The sequence below is a fragment of the Kutzneria sp. NPDC052558 genome, assembly GCF_044547355.1.
Lineage (GTDB): Bacteria > Actinomycetota > Actinomycetes > Mycobacteriales > Pseudonocardiaceae > Kutzneria.
In genome coordinates this window covers 113,317-131,733 of the sequence record NZ_JBIUAG010000019.1, presented here as the reverse complement: position 1 = coordinate 131,733, position 18,417 = coordinate 113,317, and the positions used below count along the sequence as shown (strand labels likewise).

General features: G+C 71.9%; 16 protein-coding genes. 6 read left to right on the top strand and 10 right to left on the bottom strand.

Annotated features, from left to right (window positions below; all coding sequences use genetic code 11):
• Position 1: 1 nt before the first annotated feature.
• Positions 2–1,009 carry a FecCD family ABC transporter permease gene (locus ACIG5F_RS30470; RefSeq protein ID WP_396523343.1) on the top strand — a complete coding sequence of 336 codons (1,008 nt, stop codon included), beginning with the start codon at positions 2–4 and terminating at the stop codon, positions 1,007–1,009.
• Positions 1,006–1,779, top strand: coding sequence for an ABC transporter ATP-binding protein (locus tag ACIG5F_RS30465; RefSeq protein WP_396523341.1), 774 nt, complete (start codon positions 1,006–1,008; stop codon positions 1,777–1,779). Before ACIG5F_RS30470 ends, ACIG5F_RS30465 begins: the two co-directional genes overlap by 4 nt.
• Here the strand turns inward: ACIG5F_RS30465 and ACIG5F_RS30460 are convergent.
• On the bottom strand, positions 1,710–3,011 hold the full coding sequence (locus ACIG5F_RS30460) for a cation:dicarboxylate symporter family transporter (RefSeq protein ID WP_396523339.1): 1,302 nt from the start codon (positions 3,009–3,011) through the stop codon (positions 1,710–1,712). The genes ACIG5F_RS30465 and ACIG5F_RS30460 overlap by 70 nt on opposite strands.
• A gap of 465 nt (positions 3,012–3,476) precedes the next feature.
• Positions 3,477–4,796, bottom strand: coding sequence for a C4-dicarboxylate transporter DctA (dctA, locus tag ACIG5F_RS30455; RefSeq protein WP_396523337.1), 1,320 nt, complete (start codon positions 4,794–4,796; stop codon positions 3,477–3,479).
• 123 nt (positions 4,797–4,919) lie between these two features.
• On the opposite strand from dctA, the gene ACIG5F_RS30450 reads away from it, so the two are divergent.
• The 3 genes from ACIG5F_RS30450 to ACIG5F_RS30440 are packed head-to-tail and all read left to right on the top strand — an operon-like array spanning position 4,920 to position 9,507.
• Positions 4,920–5,849, top strand: coding sequence for a TAXI family TRAP transporter solute-binding subunit (locus ACIG5F_RS30450; RefSeq protein WP_396523335.1), 930 nt, complete (start codon positions 4,920–4,922; stop codon positions 5,847–5,849).
• 1 nt (position 5,850) lies between these two features.
• Positions 5,851–6,357: an AAA family ATPase gene (locus ACIG5F_RS30445; RefSeq protein ID WP_396523333.1), complete on the top strand. Its 507-nt coding sequence runs from the start codon at positions 5,851–5,853 to the stop codon at positions 6,355–6,357.
• Positions 6,358–6,399: 42 nt separating this feature from the next.
• A complete protein-coding gene (locus tag ACIG5F_RS30440) occupies positions 6,400–9,507 on the top strand; it encodes an NACHT domain-containing protein (RefSeq protein ID WP_396523331.1) in 3,108 nt (1,035 codons plus the stop codon).
• Positions 9,508–9,525: 18 nt separating this feature from the next.
• Here the strand turns inward: ACIG5F_RS30440 and ACIG5F_RS30435 are convergent, their stop codons facing one another.
• The 8 genes from ACIG5F_RS30435 to ACIG5F_RS30400 all read right to left on the bottom strand — a co-directional run bounded on the left by ACIG5F_RS30435 (position 9,526) and on the right by ACIG5F_RS30400 (position 17,649).
• Entirely contained in the window at positions 9,526–10,863 is a 1,338-nt protein-coding gene (locus ACIG5F_RS30435) for an ATP-binding protein (RefSeq protein WP_396523329.1), read from the bottom strand.
• Entirely contained in the window at positions 10,863–11,522 is a 660-nt protein-coding gene (locus tag ACIG5F_RS30430; protein WP_396523327.1) for a response regulator transcription factor, read from the bottom strand. The genes ACIG5F_RS30435 and ACIG5F_RS30430 overlap by 1 nt, the downstream gene beginning before the upstream one ends.
• A gap of 21 nt (positions 11,523–11,543) precedes the next feature.
• The gene (gene lgt, locus ACIG5F_RS30425; protein WP_396523325.1) at positions 11,544–12,590 is read right to left on the bottom strand and encodes a prolipoprotein diacylglyceryl transferase; all 1,047 of its coding nucleotides are present in this window, start codon (positions 12,588–12,590) and stop codon (positions 11,544–11,546) included.
• Between the two features lie 57 nt (positions 12,591–12,647).
• Entirely contained in the window at positions 12,648–13,418 is a 771-nt protein-coding gene (gene trpA / locus ACIG5F_RS30420; RefSeq protein WP_396523323.1) for a tryptophan synthase subunit alpha, read from the bottom strand.
• Positions 13,418–14,629, bottom strand: a complete 1,212-nt coding sequence (gene trpB, locus ACIG5F_RS30415) for a tryptophan synthase subunit beta (RefSeq protein ID WP_396523321.1) — start codon at positions 14,627–14,629, stop codon at positions 13,418–13,420. The genes trpA and trpB overlap by 1 nt, the downstream gene beginning before the upstream one ends.
• 18 nt (positions 14,630–14,647) lie before the next feature.
• Positions 14,648–15,457, bottom strand: coding sequence for an indole-3-glycerol phosphate synthase TrpC (gene trpC, locus ACIG5F_RS30410; RefSeq protein ID WP_396523319.1), 810 nt, complete (start codon positions 15,455–15,457; stop codon positions 14,648–14,650).
• Positions 15,458–15,584: 127 nt separating this feature from the next.
• Positions 15,585–16,127, bottom strand: a complete 543-nt coding sequence (locus ACIG5F_RS30405) for a Trp biosynthesis-associated membrane protein (protein ID WP_396523317.1) — start codon at positions 16,125–16,127, stop codon at positions 15,585–15,587.
• On the bottom strand, positions 16,120–17,649 hold the full coding sequence (locus tag ACIG5F_RS30400) for an anthranilate synthase component I (protein ID WP_396523315.1): 1,530 nt from the start codon (positions 17,647–17,649) through the stop codon (positions 16,120–16,122). Before ACIG5F_RS30400 ends, ACIG5F_RS30405 begins: the two co-directional genes overlap by 8 nt.
• Before the next feature lie 81 nt (positions 17,650–17,730).
• Here ACIG5F_RS30400 and ACIG5F_RS30395 point away from each other — a divergent pair, with 81 nt between their 5' ends.
• Positions 17,731–18,327 carry a TetR/AcrR family transcriptional regulator gene (locus tag ACIG5F_RS30395; protein WP_396523313.1) on the top strand — a complete coding sequence of 199 codons (597 nt, stop codon included), beginning with the start codon at positions 17,731–17,733 and terminating at the stop codon, positions 18,325–18,327.
• Positions 18,328–18,417: the final 90 nt, after the last annotated feature.

Genomic DNA, 18,417 nt, shown 5'->3' with positions numbered 1-18,417 from the left:
GATGGCCAAGCCGACCCGGCTGGCCTGGTGGCATCTGCTCGTGGTGCTTGCGGCGCTGGTGGTCGCGGTCGTCGGCGCGGTGCTGCTGGGCGCGATCGACCTGGGCTGGTCCCGGGTGCTGGGCGAGGTGTGGGCCCAGCTGACCGGCGGCCGGTCGCCGCTGAGCGAGCAGGAATCGGCAATCCTGTGGCAGTTGCGCATGCCCAGGGTGGTGCTCGCCGGGCTGGTCGGGGCGGCGCTGGCCTGCTCGGGGGCCACGTTCCAGGGGGTGTTCCGCAACCCGCTGGCCGATCCCTACCTGCTGGGCGCGGCCGCCGGGGCGGGCATGGTGGTGACGATCCTGGTCGTGCTCATCCCCGCTGCCACGGCGTTCCTGCCGGCGGCGGCGTTTGTCGGCGCGCTCGGCGGCGTGGCCCTGACCTGGGGACTCGGGCGCTCGGCCGGGGCCGGCACGGCCACGCTGCTGCTGGCCGGCGTTGCCGTGGCGTCGTTCCTGACCGCGGTGCAGACGTTCGTGCAGCAGCTGAACACCCTTACGCTGCAACAGGTCTACGGCTGGATCCTGGGTGGACTGTCCACCAGCGGCTGGGGCCAGGTGCTGACCGTGCTGCCCTATCTGGCCGTCGCGCTAGTGGTTTTGTGCTCTTGTTCGGGCCTGTTGGACGTGCTGGCGCTGGGCGACGAGGAGGCGGCCTCGCTGGGCGTGCGGCCGGGGCTGGTGCGGCTGGCGGTGCTGGGCGCGGCGTCGCTGGCCACCGCCGCCGCGGTATCGGCCAGCGGCTTGATCGGATTCGTGGGAATCGTTGTGCCGCACGTGATTCGGTTGCTGTTCGGGGCCAGCTACCGCGTTGTCGTCCCATTGTCGTTGGCCGGCGGGGCCATTTTCTTGATCCTCGCCGACATCGTCGCGCGGACCGCGCTGGCCCCGGCGGAATTGCCGATCGGCGTCGTGACCGCGTTTACCGGCGCGCCGTTCTTCGTTCTCGTGCTCCGGAGGAGATCGACGTGACCGCGCTGCGACTGACCGCCGTGACCGCCGGCTACCGGGGCCGCCCGGTGGTCCGGGACGTGAGCGTGCACGTGCCGGCCGGCAGCTGGCTGGCCATCATCGGCCCGAACGGGGCCGGCAAGTCCACGCTGCTCAAGGCGGCCGCCGGCCTGGTGCCGTCGGCCGGCGAGGTGCTGGTGGACGGCAAATCCGTTGCGGCGCTTGGACATCGTGAACGGGCCCGGGCCATCGGCTACGCCCCGCAGACGCCGTCGCTGCCCGAGGGGCTGACCGTCACCGACTACGCGCTGCTGGGCCGGACCCCGCATCTCGGGCCGCTGGGCCGGGAAAGCCACTCGGATCTGGAGGTCGTGGCCGGGGCCTTGGCGCGACTGGACCTGTCCACGCTGGCCGACCGTCCACTGAGGACGCTGTCCGGCGGTGAACGGCAGCGCGCGGTGCTGGCCCGGGTTCTGGCTCAACAGACCGGAGTTCTGCTGCTCGACGAGCCGACGACCGGGCTGGACATCGGCCACGCCCAGGCGCTGCTGGAGCTCGTCGACCGGCTGCGCAAGGCCGACGGCGCCACGGTGGTCAGCACCCTGCACGACCTCACGCTGGCCGCCCAGTACCCGGATCGGGTGCTGCTGCTGGACAACGGCGAGGTGGCGGCGGTCGGCACCCCGGCCGAGGTGCTGACCGCCGACCGCCTGTCCCGGCACTACGCGGCGTCGGTGACCGTGCTGACCGCCGAGGACGGCAGCCCGGTGGTCGCGCCCCGGCGGCGCTGAGCCAGCACCTCCCGCAGCCGGTCCCGGTCCAGGTCGCCCTGCCAGCGGGCGATCACCAGCGTGGCGACGCCGTTACTGACCACGTTGGTCAGGGACCGGGCCTCGGACATGAACCGGTCCACGCCGACCAGCAGCGCGATGCCCACCACCGGCACGGCCGGATCGCCGAAGGCCTGCAACGAGGCCGTGAGGGTGATCAGGCCCGCGCCAGTCACGCCGGCCGCGCCCTTGCTGGAGATCAGCATGAACGCCGCCAGGGCCAGCTGGGTCCCCATGGGCACGTCGTGGCCGGTGGCCTGGGCGACGAACAGCGCGCCGAGCGTGAGGTAGATGCAGATGCCGTCCAGGTTGAACGAGTAGCCGGCCGGCACGGTCAGGCCGGCCACCGACCGGCTCACGCCGGCGTTCTCCAGCTTGGCCATCAGCCGTGGCAACACCGTTTCGCTCGACGAGGTGCCCAGCACGATCAGCAGCTCGTCGGAGAGGTAGCGCAGGAACCGGAAGACGCTGAAACCGGCCAGCCGCGCCACCAGCCCGAGGATCACCACCACGAACACCACGCTCGTCACCCAGAACGCCACCACCAGCAGGGCGAGGTTGCCCAGCACCTTGCCGCCAAACGCGCCGACCGTGTAGGCGATGCCGCCGAACGCGCCGATCGGGGCGGCCCACATCACCACCTTGATCAGCTGGAACATCAGCTGCGCCAACGATTCCAGGGCTCGGATGATCGGTCGGGACCGGGGGCCGAGCCCGCTCAGCGCGATCGCCACCAGCACGGCCAGCACCAGCACCTGGATCGGCTGGCCGCCGGTGAACGCCCCGACGAAGGACGTCGGCGCCAGGCCCAGGACGAAGTCGGTGACGCTGGTGCTGGTGGCCGATGCCGACTTGATCGTGCTCGCGGCCAGGGCCGGATCGGCGGCCAGGTTGAGGCCCTCGCCGGGGCGCAGCACGTTGGCCACGGCCAGGCCCAGCAGCAGCGCGACGGAGGTCATGGCCATGAAGTAGCCCAGGGCCCGCGCGGCCAGCCCGCCGGCGGCGGCCAGGCTGCCCAGGCCGACGATGCCGACCACGACCGTCAGGAAGATGGTGGGGGCCGTGACCACCTTGACCAGGTTGAGGAAGAGGTCGGCCAGCCACTTCGAGCCGGCGGCCCGCGCCGGGAACGCCAAGCCGAACCCGGCGCCCAGCGCGATGGCCGCCAGCACCCAGAGGTAGAGCCTTCGCATGCCGCGAGGATGGCCCCGGACGAGGGCAGGGGACCCGTCCGGAGACCACCCGGCCGCGTGGCGTTACCCGTACGAACCGGATGCCGCCAGATCGGGAAGGGTCGGCGCGCCGGGAAGGTCACCGGCCCGCCGACCCCTGCTGGAGGGCGTGGACCGCGGCATCGGGGGTGCCGCGGCCCACGCCGCCGCCGGGCCGTGGCAGCGGCCTCGGGCGGCATCACACCGCGGCGACTCGGCATCGGGGCCCCAGCCGCCGCGCTCTTCACGCCTCTTTTTGTGTCATGAAGGGCCCCTTACTGACGTTGAACGTGAGGAAGGGCCCCTTCACAGCGTTGAACGTCATGATGGGGCCCTTCATGACGTTCAACGTGAGGAAACGAGCGTTGATCTTGGGGGAGCGCCGCGGTGGGCGGGTCGGGGGCCGGCCGCCGCGGCGCACCGCCACCGCTCAGGCAGTGACGATTTTCAGGCGGTCACGACCTGAGCGGCGGCGTCCCGCTCCGCGTCGACCGTGGAGGGGTGGTTGAGGACCTCCTTGAGGCGGTCCCGGTCCAGCTCGCCCTGCCAGCGGGCGATCACCAGGCTGCCGACGCCGGTGCCGATCACGTTGGTCAGGGCGCGGGCCTCGGACATGAAGCGGTCGATGCCGACGATCAGCGCGATGCCCACCACCGGGATCACCGTGCCGAACGCGCTGAGCGAGGCGGCCAGCGTGACCAGGCCGGCGCCGGTGACGCCGGCCGCGCCCTTGCTGGAGATCAGCATGAACAGCAGCAGCCCGATCTGGGTGCCGATGCCGATGTCGTGGCCGGTGGCCTGGGCGATGAACAGCGCGCCCATGGTCAGGTAGATGCAGGTGCCGTCCAGGTTGAACGAGTAGCCGGTGGGCACGGTCAGGCCGACCACCGAGCGGCTCGCGCCGGCCGCCTCCAGCTTGGTCATCAGCCGCGGCAGCACCGTCTCGCTGGACGAGGTGCCCAGCACGATGAGCAGCTCGTCCTTGATGTAGCGCAGGAACTTGAAGATGTTGAAGCCGACCCACCTGGCGATCAGGCCCAGCACCACCACGATGAACACGACGCAGGTGAGGTAGAAGGACACCATCAGGAAGGCCAGGCTGCCCAGGATCTTGCTGCCGAACGCGCCGACCGTGTAGGCGATGCCGCCGAAGGCGCCGATCGGGGCGACCCACATGACCGCCTTGATCACGCCGAACATCAGGGCCTGCAGCGATTCGAAGGCCCGCAGGATCGGCTTGCCGCGCTCGCCGAGGCCGGACAGGCCGATCGCCACGAAGATCGCGACCACCAGCACCTGGATCAGCTGGGTGCCGGTGAACGCGCCGACCAGGGAGCTCGGCACCAGGCTGAGGATGAACTCGGTGACGCCCTCGGCGGCCGCGCCGGCCTGCTGGAGCGTGCTGTTGGCCGCCTTCGGGTCGACCGTCAGGTTCAGCCCGACACCCGGGTGCAGCACGTTCACCACGACCAGGCCGATGACCAGCGCCAGCAGGGTCATCACGATGAAGTAGGCGATGGCCCGCAACGCCAGGCCGCCGGCCTTGGCCAGGTTGCCGAGGCTGGAGATGCCCACCACGACGGTCAGGAAGATGATCGGCGCGGTGACCATCCGGATCAGGTTCACGAACAGGTCGGCCAGCCACTTGGAGCCGGCGGCCGCGTGCGGGAACGCCAGGCCGAACACGATGCCCAGCACGATGGCCGCGATCACCCAGAAGTACAGCTGTCGGTACCAGGGTCTGCGGGCGGTGGTCGCCGTCGACATGCCCTCACTCCTTTATCGCCCGTACGTGGGAATTGCAGTGATCCTGGGCACAGGATCTTCGCGCGGCAAGGTTGCATGCGGAAACTTTGGGCTGACCTGACGTTGACAGCTACCCTTCCTGCCATGCTGGACCGGCGGGCGATGCTGCGCGGGCTGGCCGCCGTGGGCGTGGGATCCGTGGTGGCGGGCTGCTCCGGGCCCCAGGCCCCGGACCTGGCCCGGCTGGTGCTGCTGACCGGGCCGCCGGGGGCGGTGTTCCGGGAGGTGGGGTCGTCGTTGGTGGCGGCGTTGCAGCCGCACCTGCCGCGCACGGTCCTGACCGCCCAGGAGACCGGGTCCTCGGTCGACAACCTGCGGCTGCTGGCCGACGGCACGGGGCAGCTGGGGCTCGCCTCGCTGGACGCGATCGAGAAGGACACCAAGGCGCCGCCCGGGCTGAGCGCGGTGGGCCGGCTCTACGACAGTTTCATGCACCTGGTGGTGCTGAAGGACTCGCCGATCCAGTCCTTCAAGGACATCGACGGCAAGCGGGTGTCGGTGGGCGCGCAGGGGTCCAGCACCGGGTTCACCGCCGACCGCATGCTGGCCATGACCGGCGTCCGGCCGGACACCCGGCAGATGACCCAGACCGACGCCGCCAACGCGGTGGCGGCCGGGACCATCGACGCGATGCTGACGCTGACCGGCATTCCCACGCCGGCGATCACCGACCTGGCCCGCCGGCGCTCCATCCGGCTGGTCGACCTGAACCCCGAGGCCGACGCCCTGGCCGCCGCCTACCGCGGCCCCTACGTGCCGGCCACCATTCCCACCACCACCTACACCGGCGTCGACGCGTGCCCGACCGTGTCGGTGCCCAATCTGCTGCTGACTCGGGACGACCTCGGCGACGACGTCGTGCGGATCGTCACCGAGACCACCTTCACCGAGGTCGCGGCGTTCACCAAGGGGCATCCCGAGGCCAGCCACATCAACGTGCGCACCGGCATCGCCACCGGTGTCGTGCCGCTGCACCCGGGGGCCGCCGGCTGGTTCCGGGACGTGAAGCGCTGACATGCTGCTCCTGCTCAACGGGCCGCCCGGAGTCGGCAAGTCGACAATGGCCGCGCGCTACGTGCACGACCACCCCTTGGCCCTGAACCTGGACATCGACCTGCTGCGCGGCCAGCTCGGCCGCTGGCAGGACGATCCCCGGGCCGCCGGCCTCGCCGCCCGGGCCCTGGCCGTGGCCGCTGCCCGCACGCATCTGACGGCCGGCCACGACGTCGTCGTGCCGCAGTTCCTGGGTCGGGTGGAGTTCATCGAGGAGTTGGAGGCGTTGGCGGCCGCGGTCGGCGTCCGGTTCGTCGAAGTGATTCTGTTGGACAGCAAGGAAAGCGTGTTACGGCGCTTCGCCGATCGCAATGACGTCGCGAAGGCCGTGGACCCTTCGGAACTGTCCACAATGCACGACCGGTTGACGGCGCTGGCCGCCACCCGGCCGCGGGCGCGCACGATGTGGGTGGCCGACGGCCGGATCGACGACACGTACGCGGCGCTGACCGGCGTCCTTTCCGGCTAAGGATGTTGTGGTGGCGACCGGTGATCGCCGATGCTGGGCGGCATGAGGCGTCGGCTTCTCCCGGTTTCGGCGGTTCTGGTCGGCGCGGCCCTCGCGCTGGTGGGCAACCTGGCCACCAACACGGTGCAGGTGACGGCGGGCTGGGCGCCGCTGGTCTGGATCGCCACCGGCGTGCTGATCGTGGTGGCGGCGCTGCTCCAGCTCGCGAGCGAGCCGGCGGGCACGGGGACGCCGGAGGAGACGACGCGGGCGCTACGCGAGGCGGTCGAGGTCCAGTGGCGGTCGGAGGTGCGCATCCTGCGGCTGGCCGACCCGCAGCCGATGCCGGTGCGCTGGAGCCTGACCCCGGAGGTGGCGCTCGGCGGCAGCATCGGGCAGGTGGAGCTGGGCGGCGAGGTGAGCTGGGAAGGCACCGGGGAGGACATCGCCGCCCTGGTCGACCGGTTTCGCGGCCTGGAGCCCAGACGGCTGGTGATCGTCGGCAACGCCGGCGCGGGCAAGACGACGTTGGCGATCCAGCTGGTGCGGCGGCTGGCGGCGGACCGGCGGGACGGCGAGCCGGTGCCGGTGTTCCTGTCGGTGTCGGGCTGGGATCTGGTCGCCCACCCGACCTTCGAGGGCTGGCTGCTCGCGCGGCTGGTGGAGACGTACCCGGCGCTGCGGGACCAGGCCCGGCGGCTGTTCGCGCTCGGGTTGGTGCTGCCGGTGCTGGACGGCTTCGACGAGCTGTCCGCGACGGCTCGGCCCCGGTGCCTGCGGCTGGTGAACGAGGCGTTGGACGAGCGGACGCCGCTGGTGCTGACCAGCCGGACCCGGGAGTACGCGGAGGCGGCCGGCGCCGGCCAGCTGATCACCGGGGCGGCGGTGCTCGCGGCGGAGCCGCTGTCCGCGGACGCGGCGGCCGACTACCTCGACGCGATGCTGCGCCGCTCGCTCCCCCACCAGGGGTGGCGGCGGCTGCTGGACGAGCTGCGGGCCGGCCGGGCCGCGGCGCTGGCCGACGTGGTGTCGAGCCCGTTGGGACTGTGGCTGGTGCTGACGGCGTACGACGCGGCGACGGATCCGTCGGGATTGCTGGACGGCCGAGATGCGAAGCAGCTGCGGGCGCACCTGTTCGACCGGCTCATCCCCGAGCTCGTACGGACCCGAACGCCCGCCGCCGGCGATGACGACCAGCAGTTGCGGCCCCGGCAGGCCCACGAGGCCAAGGACGTCGAACACTGGCTGGGGCAGCTGGCCGAGGTGATGCGGGAAAGCCCGGGCGAACGCAAGCCGGGCCGGCTCAGCACCGGCAGCCGGGACTTCGCGTGGTGGCGGCTGTCCGAACTGGTGCTGCCCTTTCCGGTGCCGACACCGGTTTTCCCGCTCGCGGTGACGCTGGTCGGCATCGGCTGGTTCATGCTGCTCGGTCACGCGGCGATCGGGCTCGACGTGGTGAACTCGGCCGTGCTGGCGGCGATGGTGCTGGTCCTGCTCCATGAGGGCAAGTACGTCGGCCCGTGGTCGGACCACGATCCCGCGCCGGCGATTCGCGGACTTTCCCGGCGGCTGGGGGCATTGCCGGGTCTGCTCGTCCGCTCGCTCCCGTTCGGACTGTTCAGCGGCGCCCTGATCGTGTTGCTGGACACGGGATTCGAGTTGTTCTTCACCGACATCGCCACCGCGATCCTGGACGGACTGCGCATGGGCGCGTTGGTCGCGGCGGTGATGATCGTCGGGCGGCTGCACGACCGCCTGACCGAGTGGCTGACATCCGGGACCGACACCGTGGAAGCCGGCACGCCGTATGCCAACTGGCGCTCGGATCGGGCCACGCAGATCGTGCGCCTGGCGCTCGGCGCCGTGCTGGCCGCGGCCGCCGGTGCGGCCCTGACCGCGGGCAGTGACGGCTACCTGACCGCTGCCGCCGCCGGGCTCGGGCTGATCGCCGGGGCCTGCTATGCCCTCGCGACGGGAACGCACAACGCGTGGCCGGCCTACTTGACCGCCACCGCACGGCTGGCCCGCGGCAATCGCTTGCCCCGCAAGCTGATGCCGTTCCTGGACGACGCCCACCGGCTCGGCCTGTTGCGCGCGGTCGGCCCGATCTACCAGTTCCGCCACGCGGATTTCCAGGACCACCTGACCGCCCGGCATGCCCCGCCGCCACCCGCCCCGGTGGCGCCGACGCCGATCCCCAAGCACTCGCACCGGCATTCACACCGCCAGTTCTCCCCCACCTTCGAACGTGAATTCCGTGTGCCCAAACGACTGTTGGACGTCGCGTTCAGCCCCGACGGGCAGACCGTTGCGCTTTTCCGGGACGGCGCAACGGATATCGTCGACCTGACCGGCCACCTGGTGCGTCGGATCCGGCACGGGCTGGCGCCGCTGCGGGTGCTCATCCCGTCCGGGGCGATCGCGTTCAGCCCCGACGGCGATCGCTGCGCCGCCACCGGCTACACGGTCCGCCCCTGGCCGCCGGGCCGGATCGCCGGCCACGTCACGATCTTCGACGTCGCGACCGGCCGCGAGGTCCGACGGCTGCGGCACTCCTCGATGTGGATCCAGGCCATGGCCTTCAGCCCCGACGGCGCCCGCATCGTCACCGGCAGCGGCGACCACAACTTCGTGCGGATCTGGGACGTCCACACCGGACAGCAGGTCATGACCATCCACCACCCCGGCGACGTCGGCGCGGTCGCCTTCAGCCCGGACGGCCGCCGGCTGGCCACCGGCACCTACCTCGGGGGCATCGCCGACCACCGCAACACCGAGGTCTGGGACGCCTCCACCGGCGAAGCCCTGCTCCGGCTGCGAATCCACCCCACCCGCCACCACAACATCGCCGGCGTGGCCTTCAGCCCGGGCGGCGCCTACCTCGCCGCCGTCAACGGCTGGGCCACCACCGTCTGGGACGCGGTCACCGGAACCCAGGTGCTCACCGTGCCGACCGGCGGCGAGCACGTCGCCTTCAGCCCCGACGGCCTGCACCTGCTCATCTCCGGTTCGGGCCCGAGCACCGAACTGCGCAAGGTCTCCGACGGCGCGTCGGTGCTCACGATCGCCCACAGCGCCTGGGTCACCCGGGCCGTGTTCAGCCCCGACGGCCGCTTCCTGCTCAGCGTCGGCGAGGACCGCAAAGCCCAACTATGGCGCCTCTGGACATAACACCCCCGCGAGTCGCGCTCAGGACGCGCCGAGGGTTATGACGACGTCGAGGCCGGGGGCGGCGTCCTCCAGACGGAGTTCGCCGCCGGCGGCGGCCACCAGGTCGGCGCAGATGGCCAGGCCCAGGCCGGTGCCGGTGACGTTCTGGTGCCGAGGGGAACGCCAGAAGCGGTTGAGGGCCTGCTTGCGGTCCTCCTCGCCGAGCCCGACGCCGTTGTCGGCGACGTGCAGCTCACCATCCACAAAGGACACTCGCACCTTGGTGCCGCCGGACAGGCGGGCGGCGTTGGCCACCAGCTCGTCGAGCACGCTGCCGTAGGAGACGGGAACCCGTTGCCCCGCCGGCACATCCGTCTCGACGGCGACACGAAGCGCCTGCCACTTGGGCAGATGGGTGGAGATCAGCAGGGCGAGGTCGACGGTCTCGGCGGCGGCGTCGAGACGGGTGGCGGCGAGCAGGGCGTCGAGCACGTTGCCCATCTCCTGGGCCTCCTCGACGGCGATCTGGTGCGCCTCCCGGGCCGGCTCGGCCGGAGGCAGGTGCGGCTCCAGGTTGTCGACGGCCAACCGCAGACTGGCCAAGGGATTGCGCAGCTGGTGCGAGGCGTCGGCGACGAAGTCGCGCTGCCGGCGCAGGGCCGTGTTGACCACGTCGACCATGGTGTTGAAGGAAGTGCTGAGCCGGCGCAGCTCGGGCGGCCCGCCGACGTCGACGTGCGTGTCGACCAGCCCGCCGGCGATGGCCGCGGCGGCCTCGTCGAGCCGGCGCACCGGACGCAGGATCCAGATGGAGATGGGCCAGGCGGCGGCGATCACCGCCAGCAGCGGCAACGACCCCAGCACGGCCAGCCACCCCCACTGGGACAGGATGTCCGCCCGCAGCCGGTCGGTCGGCGACACGGCGACGACGGCCGCCACCACCTCGCTGTCCCGCCCCACCGGCTCCACCACCACCAGCGGCGCGGTCTCCCACGGCAGCACCGCGGACGGCGGACTCGGCCGGTAGCCGGCGAAAGCCGCGCTCAACCCGGCCTCCACCGCCGGATCCTTGAGGTTCGGCCGCTGCGGCGACGCCAGCACGACGTCACCGCCGGCGGCCACCACCGCGACCGGAATGCCGTACAGCTGCCCGTATCGGTTCAACTCGTCCCGCAACGCCTCCCGGCCGCCGGGCGCCGCCGCGCTCTCCACCAGCGCGCTCTGCGCCAGCGACGCGAAGCGGCTCACGTCGGCCAGCCGGTCCAGGTAGGTCGTCTGCGTCTCCCGCTCGGCCACGGCGTTGGCCAACGGCACACCCAGCGCCCCGGCCAGCAGCAACAGCAGCGGGATCAACACCAACAGCAGGCGGCGCAGCATCAGCCCACCAGGCGGTAGCCGACGCCCCGCACGGTCTCGATCCGCACCAGCCCGCCGAGTTTTCCGCGCAGCGCCGCCACATGCGTGTCCAACGTCCGGGTCGGCGCCTCGTACGAGGCCTGCCACACCTGGTCCATGATCAGATCCCGGCTCACCACCTGCCCCGACCGCGCGGCCAGCAGCGCCAGCAGGTCGAACTCCTTACGGGTCAACGCCAGCTCGCGCCCCTGCACCGACACCGCCCGGGTCGCGCTGTCCAGCTTCAGCGGGCCGACCTCGACGACCTCGGCGTCGGCCACCTCGGCCCGGGCCTTGCGGGTGCGCCGCAGCACGGCCTCGATCCGGGCCAGCAACTCGGCCGTGCCGAACGGCTTGACCACGTAGTCGTCGGCCCCGGCCCGCAGGCCCAGCACCCGGTCCCGTTCCTCGCCGCGAGCGGTCACGGCGATCACCGCGGTCCCGGAGTCGCGCAGCCGGCGCAGCACCTCGGTGCCGTCTCCGTCGGGCAGACCCATGTCGAGCAGCACCACATCGACCGGCGGCGCGCTCACCGCGTCGGCCACCGTGCCCACCCGGTGCACGTCGTAGCCGGCGTGGCGCAGCGCCGTGACAAGGCCCCGCGCCACCCGGTCATCGTCCTCGACGACGAGGATCCGCATGGACAGCGATGGTAGGGGCCGTCAGCTCTTGCGGTCGGCCGCCTCTTCGACCCGGGACTCTTCCGAGACCGACTCGTCGCCGGCGGCCTCGGCCTTGTCCGCGGTCTCGGACTCCCCGTCGGTCTTCTCGACGTCGACCTCGGTCTCGGTGTCGGTGTCGACCGCGTCGCCGGCGGCCTCGGACAACCCCGCCTCGCGCGCCTCGCGAAGGGCCACCAGGTCCTCACGCGGGCCCCGGTTGCGGGCGACGATCAGGTAGACCACCGCGCCGACGAACACGATCGCGGCCACGAAGACGTTGATCCGCACGCCGAACACCAGCGTGGCGGTGTCGTCGCGCATGAGCTCGATCCAGAACCGGCCGGCGGTGTAGGCGGCGACGTAGAGCGCGAACGCCCGCCCGTGGCCCAGCCGGAACTTCTTGTCGGCCCAGACCACCAGGATCGCCACGCCGATGTTCCACAGCAGCTCGTAGAGGAACGTCGGGTGCACCAGCTTCTCGGGCGCGCCCTGGGCGATGCCGTTGATCGGGTCGGACAGGCCGGTGGCCGGGTCGACCCGGTTGAAGATCTCCAGCGCCCACGGCACGTCGGTGACCCGGCCGTAGAGCTCCTGATTGAAGTAGTTGCCGATACGGCCGATGGCCTGGGCCAGCACGATGCCCGGCGCGATGGCGTCGGCCACCGCCGGCAGCGGCACGCCCCGGCGACGCGCGCCGATCCACGCCCCGACGCCGCCCAGCGCGACGGCGCCCCAGATGCCGAGGCCGCCGTTCCACACCTCCAGCGCCCCGATCGGGTTGCCGCCCGGGCCGAAGTAGGTCTGCCAGTCGGTGGCCAGGTGGTAGAGCCGGCCGCCGACCAGGCCGAACGGCACCGCCCAGACCGCGAGGTCGGTGACGAAGCCCTTCTCGCCGCCGCGGGCCTGCCAGCGGCGCTCACCCCACACGATCGCCACGATGATGCCGGCGATGATGCACAGCGCGTAGGCACGGATCGGGATCGGGCCGAGGTGCCACACGCCCTGGGGCGGGCTGGGGAAGCTGGCCAGGATCAGGTTGTTCGGCACGCGCCCACCGTACTTGAGGCTGTGTGACGGCTGTGTCCGACCCGGGTCCGTATCAGGTCACAAAGCGGTGGCCACCGGATTGCGCACGCCCTCGGCCAGTTCCTTGGCCAGTTCGGCCACCCCGGACTCGCCCTCGGCCGAGCGGGTCACGAAGGCCGAGCCGACGATGACCGCGTCGGCGAACGCCGCCAGCTCGGCCGCCTGCGCCCCGGACTTCACGCCCAGGCCGACGCCGATCGGCAGGTCGGTGTGGGCCCGGACCCGCCGCACCAGCTCCGGGGCCGCCGAGCCGACCGCGTCCCGCGCGCCGGTCACGCCCATCACGGACGTGGCGTACAGGAAACCGCTGCTGGCGGCCGCGGTCATGGCGATGCGCTCCTCGGTGGAGGACGGCGCGACCAGGAAGATGCGGTTGAGGCCGTGCGCCTGCGAGGCGGCCATCCACTCCGCCGCCTCGTCCGGCACCAGGTCGGGCGTGATGATGCCCAGGCCGCCGGCCGCGGCCAGGTCCCGGGCGAACGTGTCCACGCCGTAGTGGTAGATCGGGTTCCAGTAGCTCATCACCACGGCCTTGCCGCCGGCCGCCGACACGGCCTCGACGACCTCGAACACGTGCCGGAGTCGGAAACCGTTGGCCAGCGCCTGGTCGGCGGCGGCCTGGATGGTCGGGCCGTCCATCACCGGGTCCGAGTAGGGCACGCCCACCTCGACCAGGTCGCAGCCGCCGTCGATCATGGCCTTGAGCAGCGCGGTCGAGCCCTCGACGGTGGGGAAGCCGGCCGGCAGGTAGCCGATCAGCGCGGAGCGGCCCTCGGGGAGCAGCGGCATCAGGAGTCACTCTCCGGCACGAGGTTGAAGAACTTGTTGGCGGTGCCCATGTCCTTGTCGCCACGGCCGGACAGGTTCACCAGGATCACGGCGTCCTGGCCGAGCTCGCGGCCCAGCACCAGGGCGCCGGCCAGGGCGTGCGCGGACTCGATGGCCGGGATGATGCCCTCGGTGCGGGACAGCAGCATCATCGCGTCCATCGCCTCGGCGTCGGTCACCGGGCGGTACTCGGCGCGGCCGATGTCCTTGAGGTACGAGTGCTCCGGGCCCACGCCCGGGTAGTCCAGGCCGGCCGAGATCGAGTAGGCCTCGACGGTCTGGCCGTCCTCGTCCTGCAACAGGTACGAGCGCGCGCCGTGCAGCATGCCCGGCGTGCCCTCGGTCAGGGTCGCGCCGTGCTCGCCGGACTCGATGCCGTGGCCGCCGGGCTCCAGGCCGACCAGCCGGACCTCGGGGTCGTCGAGGAAGCCGTGGAAGATGCCGATGGCGTTGGAGCCGCCGCCAACGCAGGCCGCGACCACGTCGGGCAGCCGGCCGATCAGGTCGAGGCACTGCTGCCGGGCCTCGATGCCGATGATCCGGTGGAAGTTGCGGACCATCACCGGGAACGGGTGGCCGCCGGCGGCGGTGCCGAGCAGGTAGTGCGTGTCCTCGACGTTGGCCACCCAGTCCCGCAGGGCCTCGTTGATGGCGTCCTTGAGGGTGCGCGAGCCGGTCTTGACCGGGATCACCTCGGCCCCGAGCAGCCGCATCCGGGCCACGTTCAGGGCCTGCCGCTCGGTGTCGACCTCGCCCATGTAGATCACGCAGTCCAGGCCCATCAGCGCGCAGGCGGTGGCCGTGGCCACGCCGTGCTGGCCGGCGCCGGTCTCGGCGATGACCCGCTTCTTGCCCATGCGCTTGGTCAGCAGGGCCTGCCCGAGCACGTTATTGATCTTGTGTGAGCCGGTGTGGTTGAGGTCCTCGCGCTTGAGCAGGATCCTCGCCCCGCCCGCGTGCTCGGCGAACCGCTTGGCCTCGGTCAGCAGCGAGGGCCGGCCGGCGTAGTCGCGCAGCAGCCGGTCGAACTCTCCCGTGAACTCGGGGTCCAGGCGGGCCTTCTCGTACACCGCGGTCAGCTCGTCCATGGCCGCGATCAACGCCTCCGGCATGAACCGGCCGCCATAGGGGCCGAAGTAGCCGCGGTGATCGGGGTCGTGCTTGTCGGTCATGTCTCCCCAGGAGATTCTTTATCGACTGGGCCGTGGGCACGCGGGATGCGAGCCGGCGGTCACGAGCTGGGTCACGGCCGCCTTCGGGTCGCCGCTGGTGATCAGGCTTTCGCCGACCAGCACCGAGTCCGCGCCGGCGCCGGCGTAGGCCATCAGGTCGCCGGGGCTGCGCACGCCCGACTCGGCCACCTTGTAGGTGTCGAACGGCAGCCCGGGCGCGAGCCGGGTGAACACGTCCCGGTCCACTTCGAGGGTGTGCTGGTTGCGGTTGTTCACGTCGAGGACCTTGGCCCCGGCCTCCAGGGCCCGGTCGCACTCCTCGGCGTTGTGCACCTCCACCAGCGCCACCATGCCCAGCGACTCCACGCGGTCCAGCAACGCCTCCAGGGCGTTCTGCTCCAGCGCGGCCACCATCAGCAGCACCATGTCGGCGCCGTGCGCGCGGGCCTCGTGCACCTGGTACGGGCTGACCACGAAATCCTTGCACAGCAGGGGAACGCTCACCGCGGCCCGGACCGTGGCCAGATCGGCCAGCGAGCCGCCGAAGTGCCGCCGCTCGGTCAGCACGCTGATCACGCGCGCGCCGGCGGCCTGGTATTCCCTTGCCAGCTCGGCCGGATCGAGCAGCGGGGCCAGCTCGCCGCGCGACGGGCTGCGCCGCTTCACCTCGGCGATGACGCCGATGCCGGGCGCGTTGAGCGCGCCCATCACGTCCCGCGGCGCCGGCGCGGCCAGTGAACGTTCCTTGATGACCTCGAATGGGATTTCGGCCTGGCGCACCGCCAGGTCGGCGCGGACGCCGTCGATGATCGAGTCGAGCACGGTCACGCCAACTCCCCTTCCCGCCGCCACGATGCTAACCCCGCGAGGGATGCGACACGTACGGCGGGTCACCGAAAGACCCCCTGGTAGTCAAGGCCCTATCCGGTAACAATCACGCCGCGTGCCGCTTCCGTCACTGATTGGCGGTGGGGTCCGAGCCCGCGTCCAGCGCCTGCCAGAGCTCGCGGTCCGGGTCGGTCACCCGCCTGGCCTGCGACGGGGCCTGGTACTTGGCGCCGAGCCGGGGCATCCGGTGCCCGGATCGGACCAACAGGACACCGGCCAGCGTCACCGCCAGCCCGGCCAGCAGGGCCAGGCCGTGGCCGGCCGCGATCGCCACGTTCGGGTAAGCCGCCGGGTGCGCGGCGAAGACCTCGCCGGCCCCGTCGAAGGCCAGCCAGATCACGCCCACGCCGACGAGGAAGACCACGCCGCCGGCGATGCGCCGCACGAGGCCGCCGGTGGCCACCACCGCGGCGATCAGGGCCAGCGACACCAACGCCAGCGGCACCAGGCCGGTCTCCCGCTCCGCGCCGGAGAGCTTGGTGGTGACCACCCCGGACAGCGGGTCGCTGTGCTGCGTCCACGACCACGTCATCAGCGACGACACCCACAGCAGCAGCGAGGCCAGCGCCAGCAGGCCCACCACTGTCCAGAGTGGACGCCGCTCAGACATCCGCGGTCACCGACTCCCGGGCCGGCCGCAGCGTCTCCGCGGTGGCGATGGCGGCCAGCACCGCGCGGGCCTTGTTCAGGCACTCGGTGTCCTCGGCCCGCGGGTCGGAGTCGGCCACGATGCCGGCCCCGGCCTGCACGTAGGCCACGCCGTCGCGGACCAGCGCGGTGCGGATGGCGATGGCCGTGTCGGCGTCGCCGGCGAAGTCCAGGTAGCCGACGATGCCGCCGTACAGGCCGCGCCGGGTCGGCTCCAGCTCCTCGATCAGCTCCATGGCCCGCGGCTTGGGCGCGCCGGACAGCGTGCCGGCCGGGAAACACGCGGCCATCGCGTCGAAGGCGGTGCGGCCCTCGTCCAGCTCGCCGGTGACCGTGGACACGATGTGCATCACGTGGCTGTACCGCTCCACCTTGAAGAAGTCGACCACGTGCACCGAGCCCGGCTTGCAGACCCGGCCCAGGTCGTTGCGCCCCAGGTCGACCAGCATCAGGTGCTCGGCCCGCTCCTTGGCGTCGGACAGCAGGTCCTTCTCCAGCATCGCGTCCTCGTCGGCGTCCGCGCCGCGCCAGCGCGTGCCGGCGATGGGATGCGAGGTGGCCTTGCCCTCGCGCACCGTGACCAGCGCCTCCGGGCTCGCGCCGACGATGTCGAAGCCGTCCAGCCGCAGCAGGTACATGTACGGGCTGGGATTGGTGGTCCGCAGCACGCGGTAGACGTCCAGGGCGTCGGCCGTGGTCTCCATCTCGAACCGCTGCGAGAGCACCACCTGGAACGCCTCGCCGGCCCGGATGGCCTCCTTGGCCGTCTCCACCGCCGCGCCGAACTCCTCGGTCGTGCGGCGGCGGCGCATCCGCACCTCGGCCGGCCGCAGCACCGACGCGGTCGGCTGGGCCTCCCGGGACAGGTCCTCGGTCATCGCGTCGAGCCGGCGGACCGCGTCGTCGTAGGCGGCGTCCACCCGCTCCGGGGAGTCGTCCCAGTTGACGGCGTTGGCGATCAGGGTGATCGACCCGGAGTGGTGGTCCAGCGCGGCCAGGTCGGTGGCCAGCAGCATCACCATCTCGGGCAGGTTCAGGTCGTTCTCGGTCAGCTCCGGCAGCCGCTCCAGCCGGCGCACCGCGTCGTAGCCGACGAAGCCGACCATGCCCCCGGTCAGCGGCGGGAGGCCCGGCAGCGGGTCGGTGCGCAGCACCTCGATGGTCTCGCGCAGGGCCCGCATCGGGTCCCCGCCCGAGGGCAGGCCCACCGGCGGCGTGCCGGTCCAGGCCGCCTCGCCGTCGACCACGGTCAGCGCCGCCGCGCTGCGCACGCCCACGAACGACCAGCGCGTCCAGGAGCTGCCGTTCTCCGCCGATTCGAACAGGAAGGTGCCCGGCTGGTCGGCGGCGAGCTTGCGGTACACCCCCACCGGCGTCTCGGCGTCCGCGAGCAGGCGGCGGACGACCGGGATGACCCTGCGCTGCGCCGCCAGCGCGCGGAACTCCTCGCGGCTGGGACTGACCTCCCCGAAGGCACTGACCATGGCTGCCATTCTGCTCTACGAGGTTGACGCCGTGGGGACGCGGCCCTAGATTTCAATGGTTGTTGAAATAAGGAGTGCACGGTGACCGATCCGAAACGGCGGGGCCGCCGGCCCGCCGGCGAGGACACCAAGGCCGCCCTGCTGGCGGCCGCCCGGGAGGTCTTCACCGAACAGGGCTTCGACGGGGCCACGGTACGCGCCATCGCCGCGCGGGCCGAGGTCGATCCGGCGATGGTCAACCACTGGTTCGGCGGCAAGCAGGGCCTGTTCGCCGCGGCCGTCGAGCTGCCCATCACCCCCGCGTTCATCAAGCAGGCCGTCTTCGACGCCGGGCCACCCGAGGAACTGGCCGTGCGAGTGGTGCGCACCTTCGTCACCACCTGGGACAACACCGGCGGCGGCGGCTTCGCCGCCCTCGTGCGCAGCGCCGCCACCCAGGAGTCCGCCGCCCAGATGCTGCGGCAGTTCATCGGCATCGTGTTCGGCACCATGCTGCACGAGCTCGGCGTCGACCAGCCCGAGCTGCGCCTGGGCCTGTTCGGCTCCCAGCTGGCCGGCCTCGGCCTGGCCCGCTACGTGATGCGCCTGGAGCCCATCGCCTCGGCCGATGTGGACACCCTGATCGCCACCATCGCCCCCACCCTCCAGCACTACCTCACCGGCAAACTCCCGATCTGACCCACCCCCGGCGCTTGGAAGGGGGCTTTCCTCCACTCGGTGTGGAGGAAAGCCCCCTTCCAAGCGGCCCTGTGTGACGCGGGGGTCAGT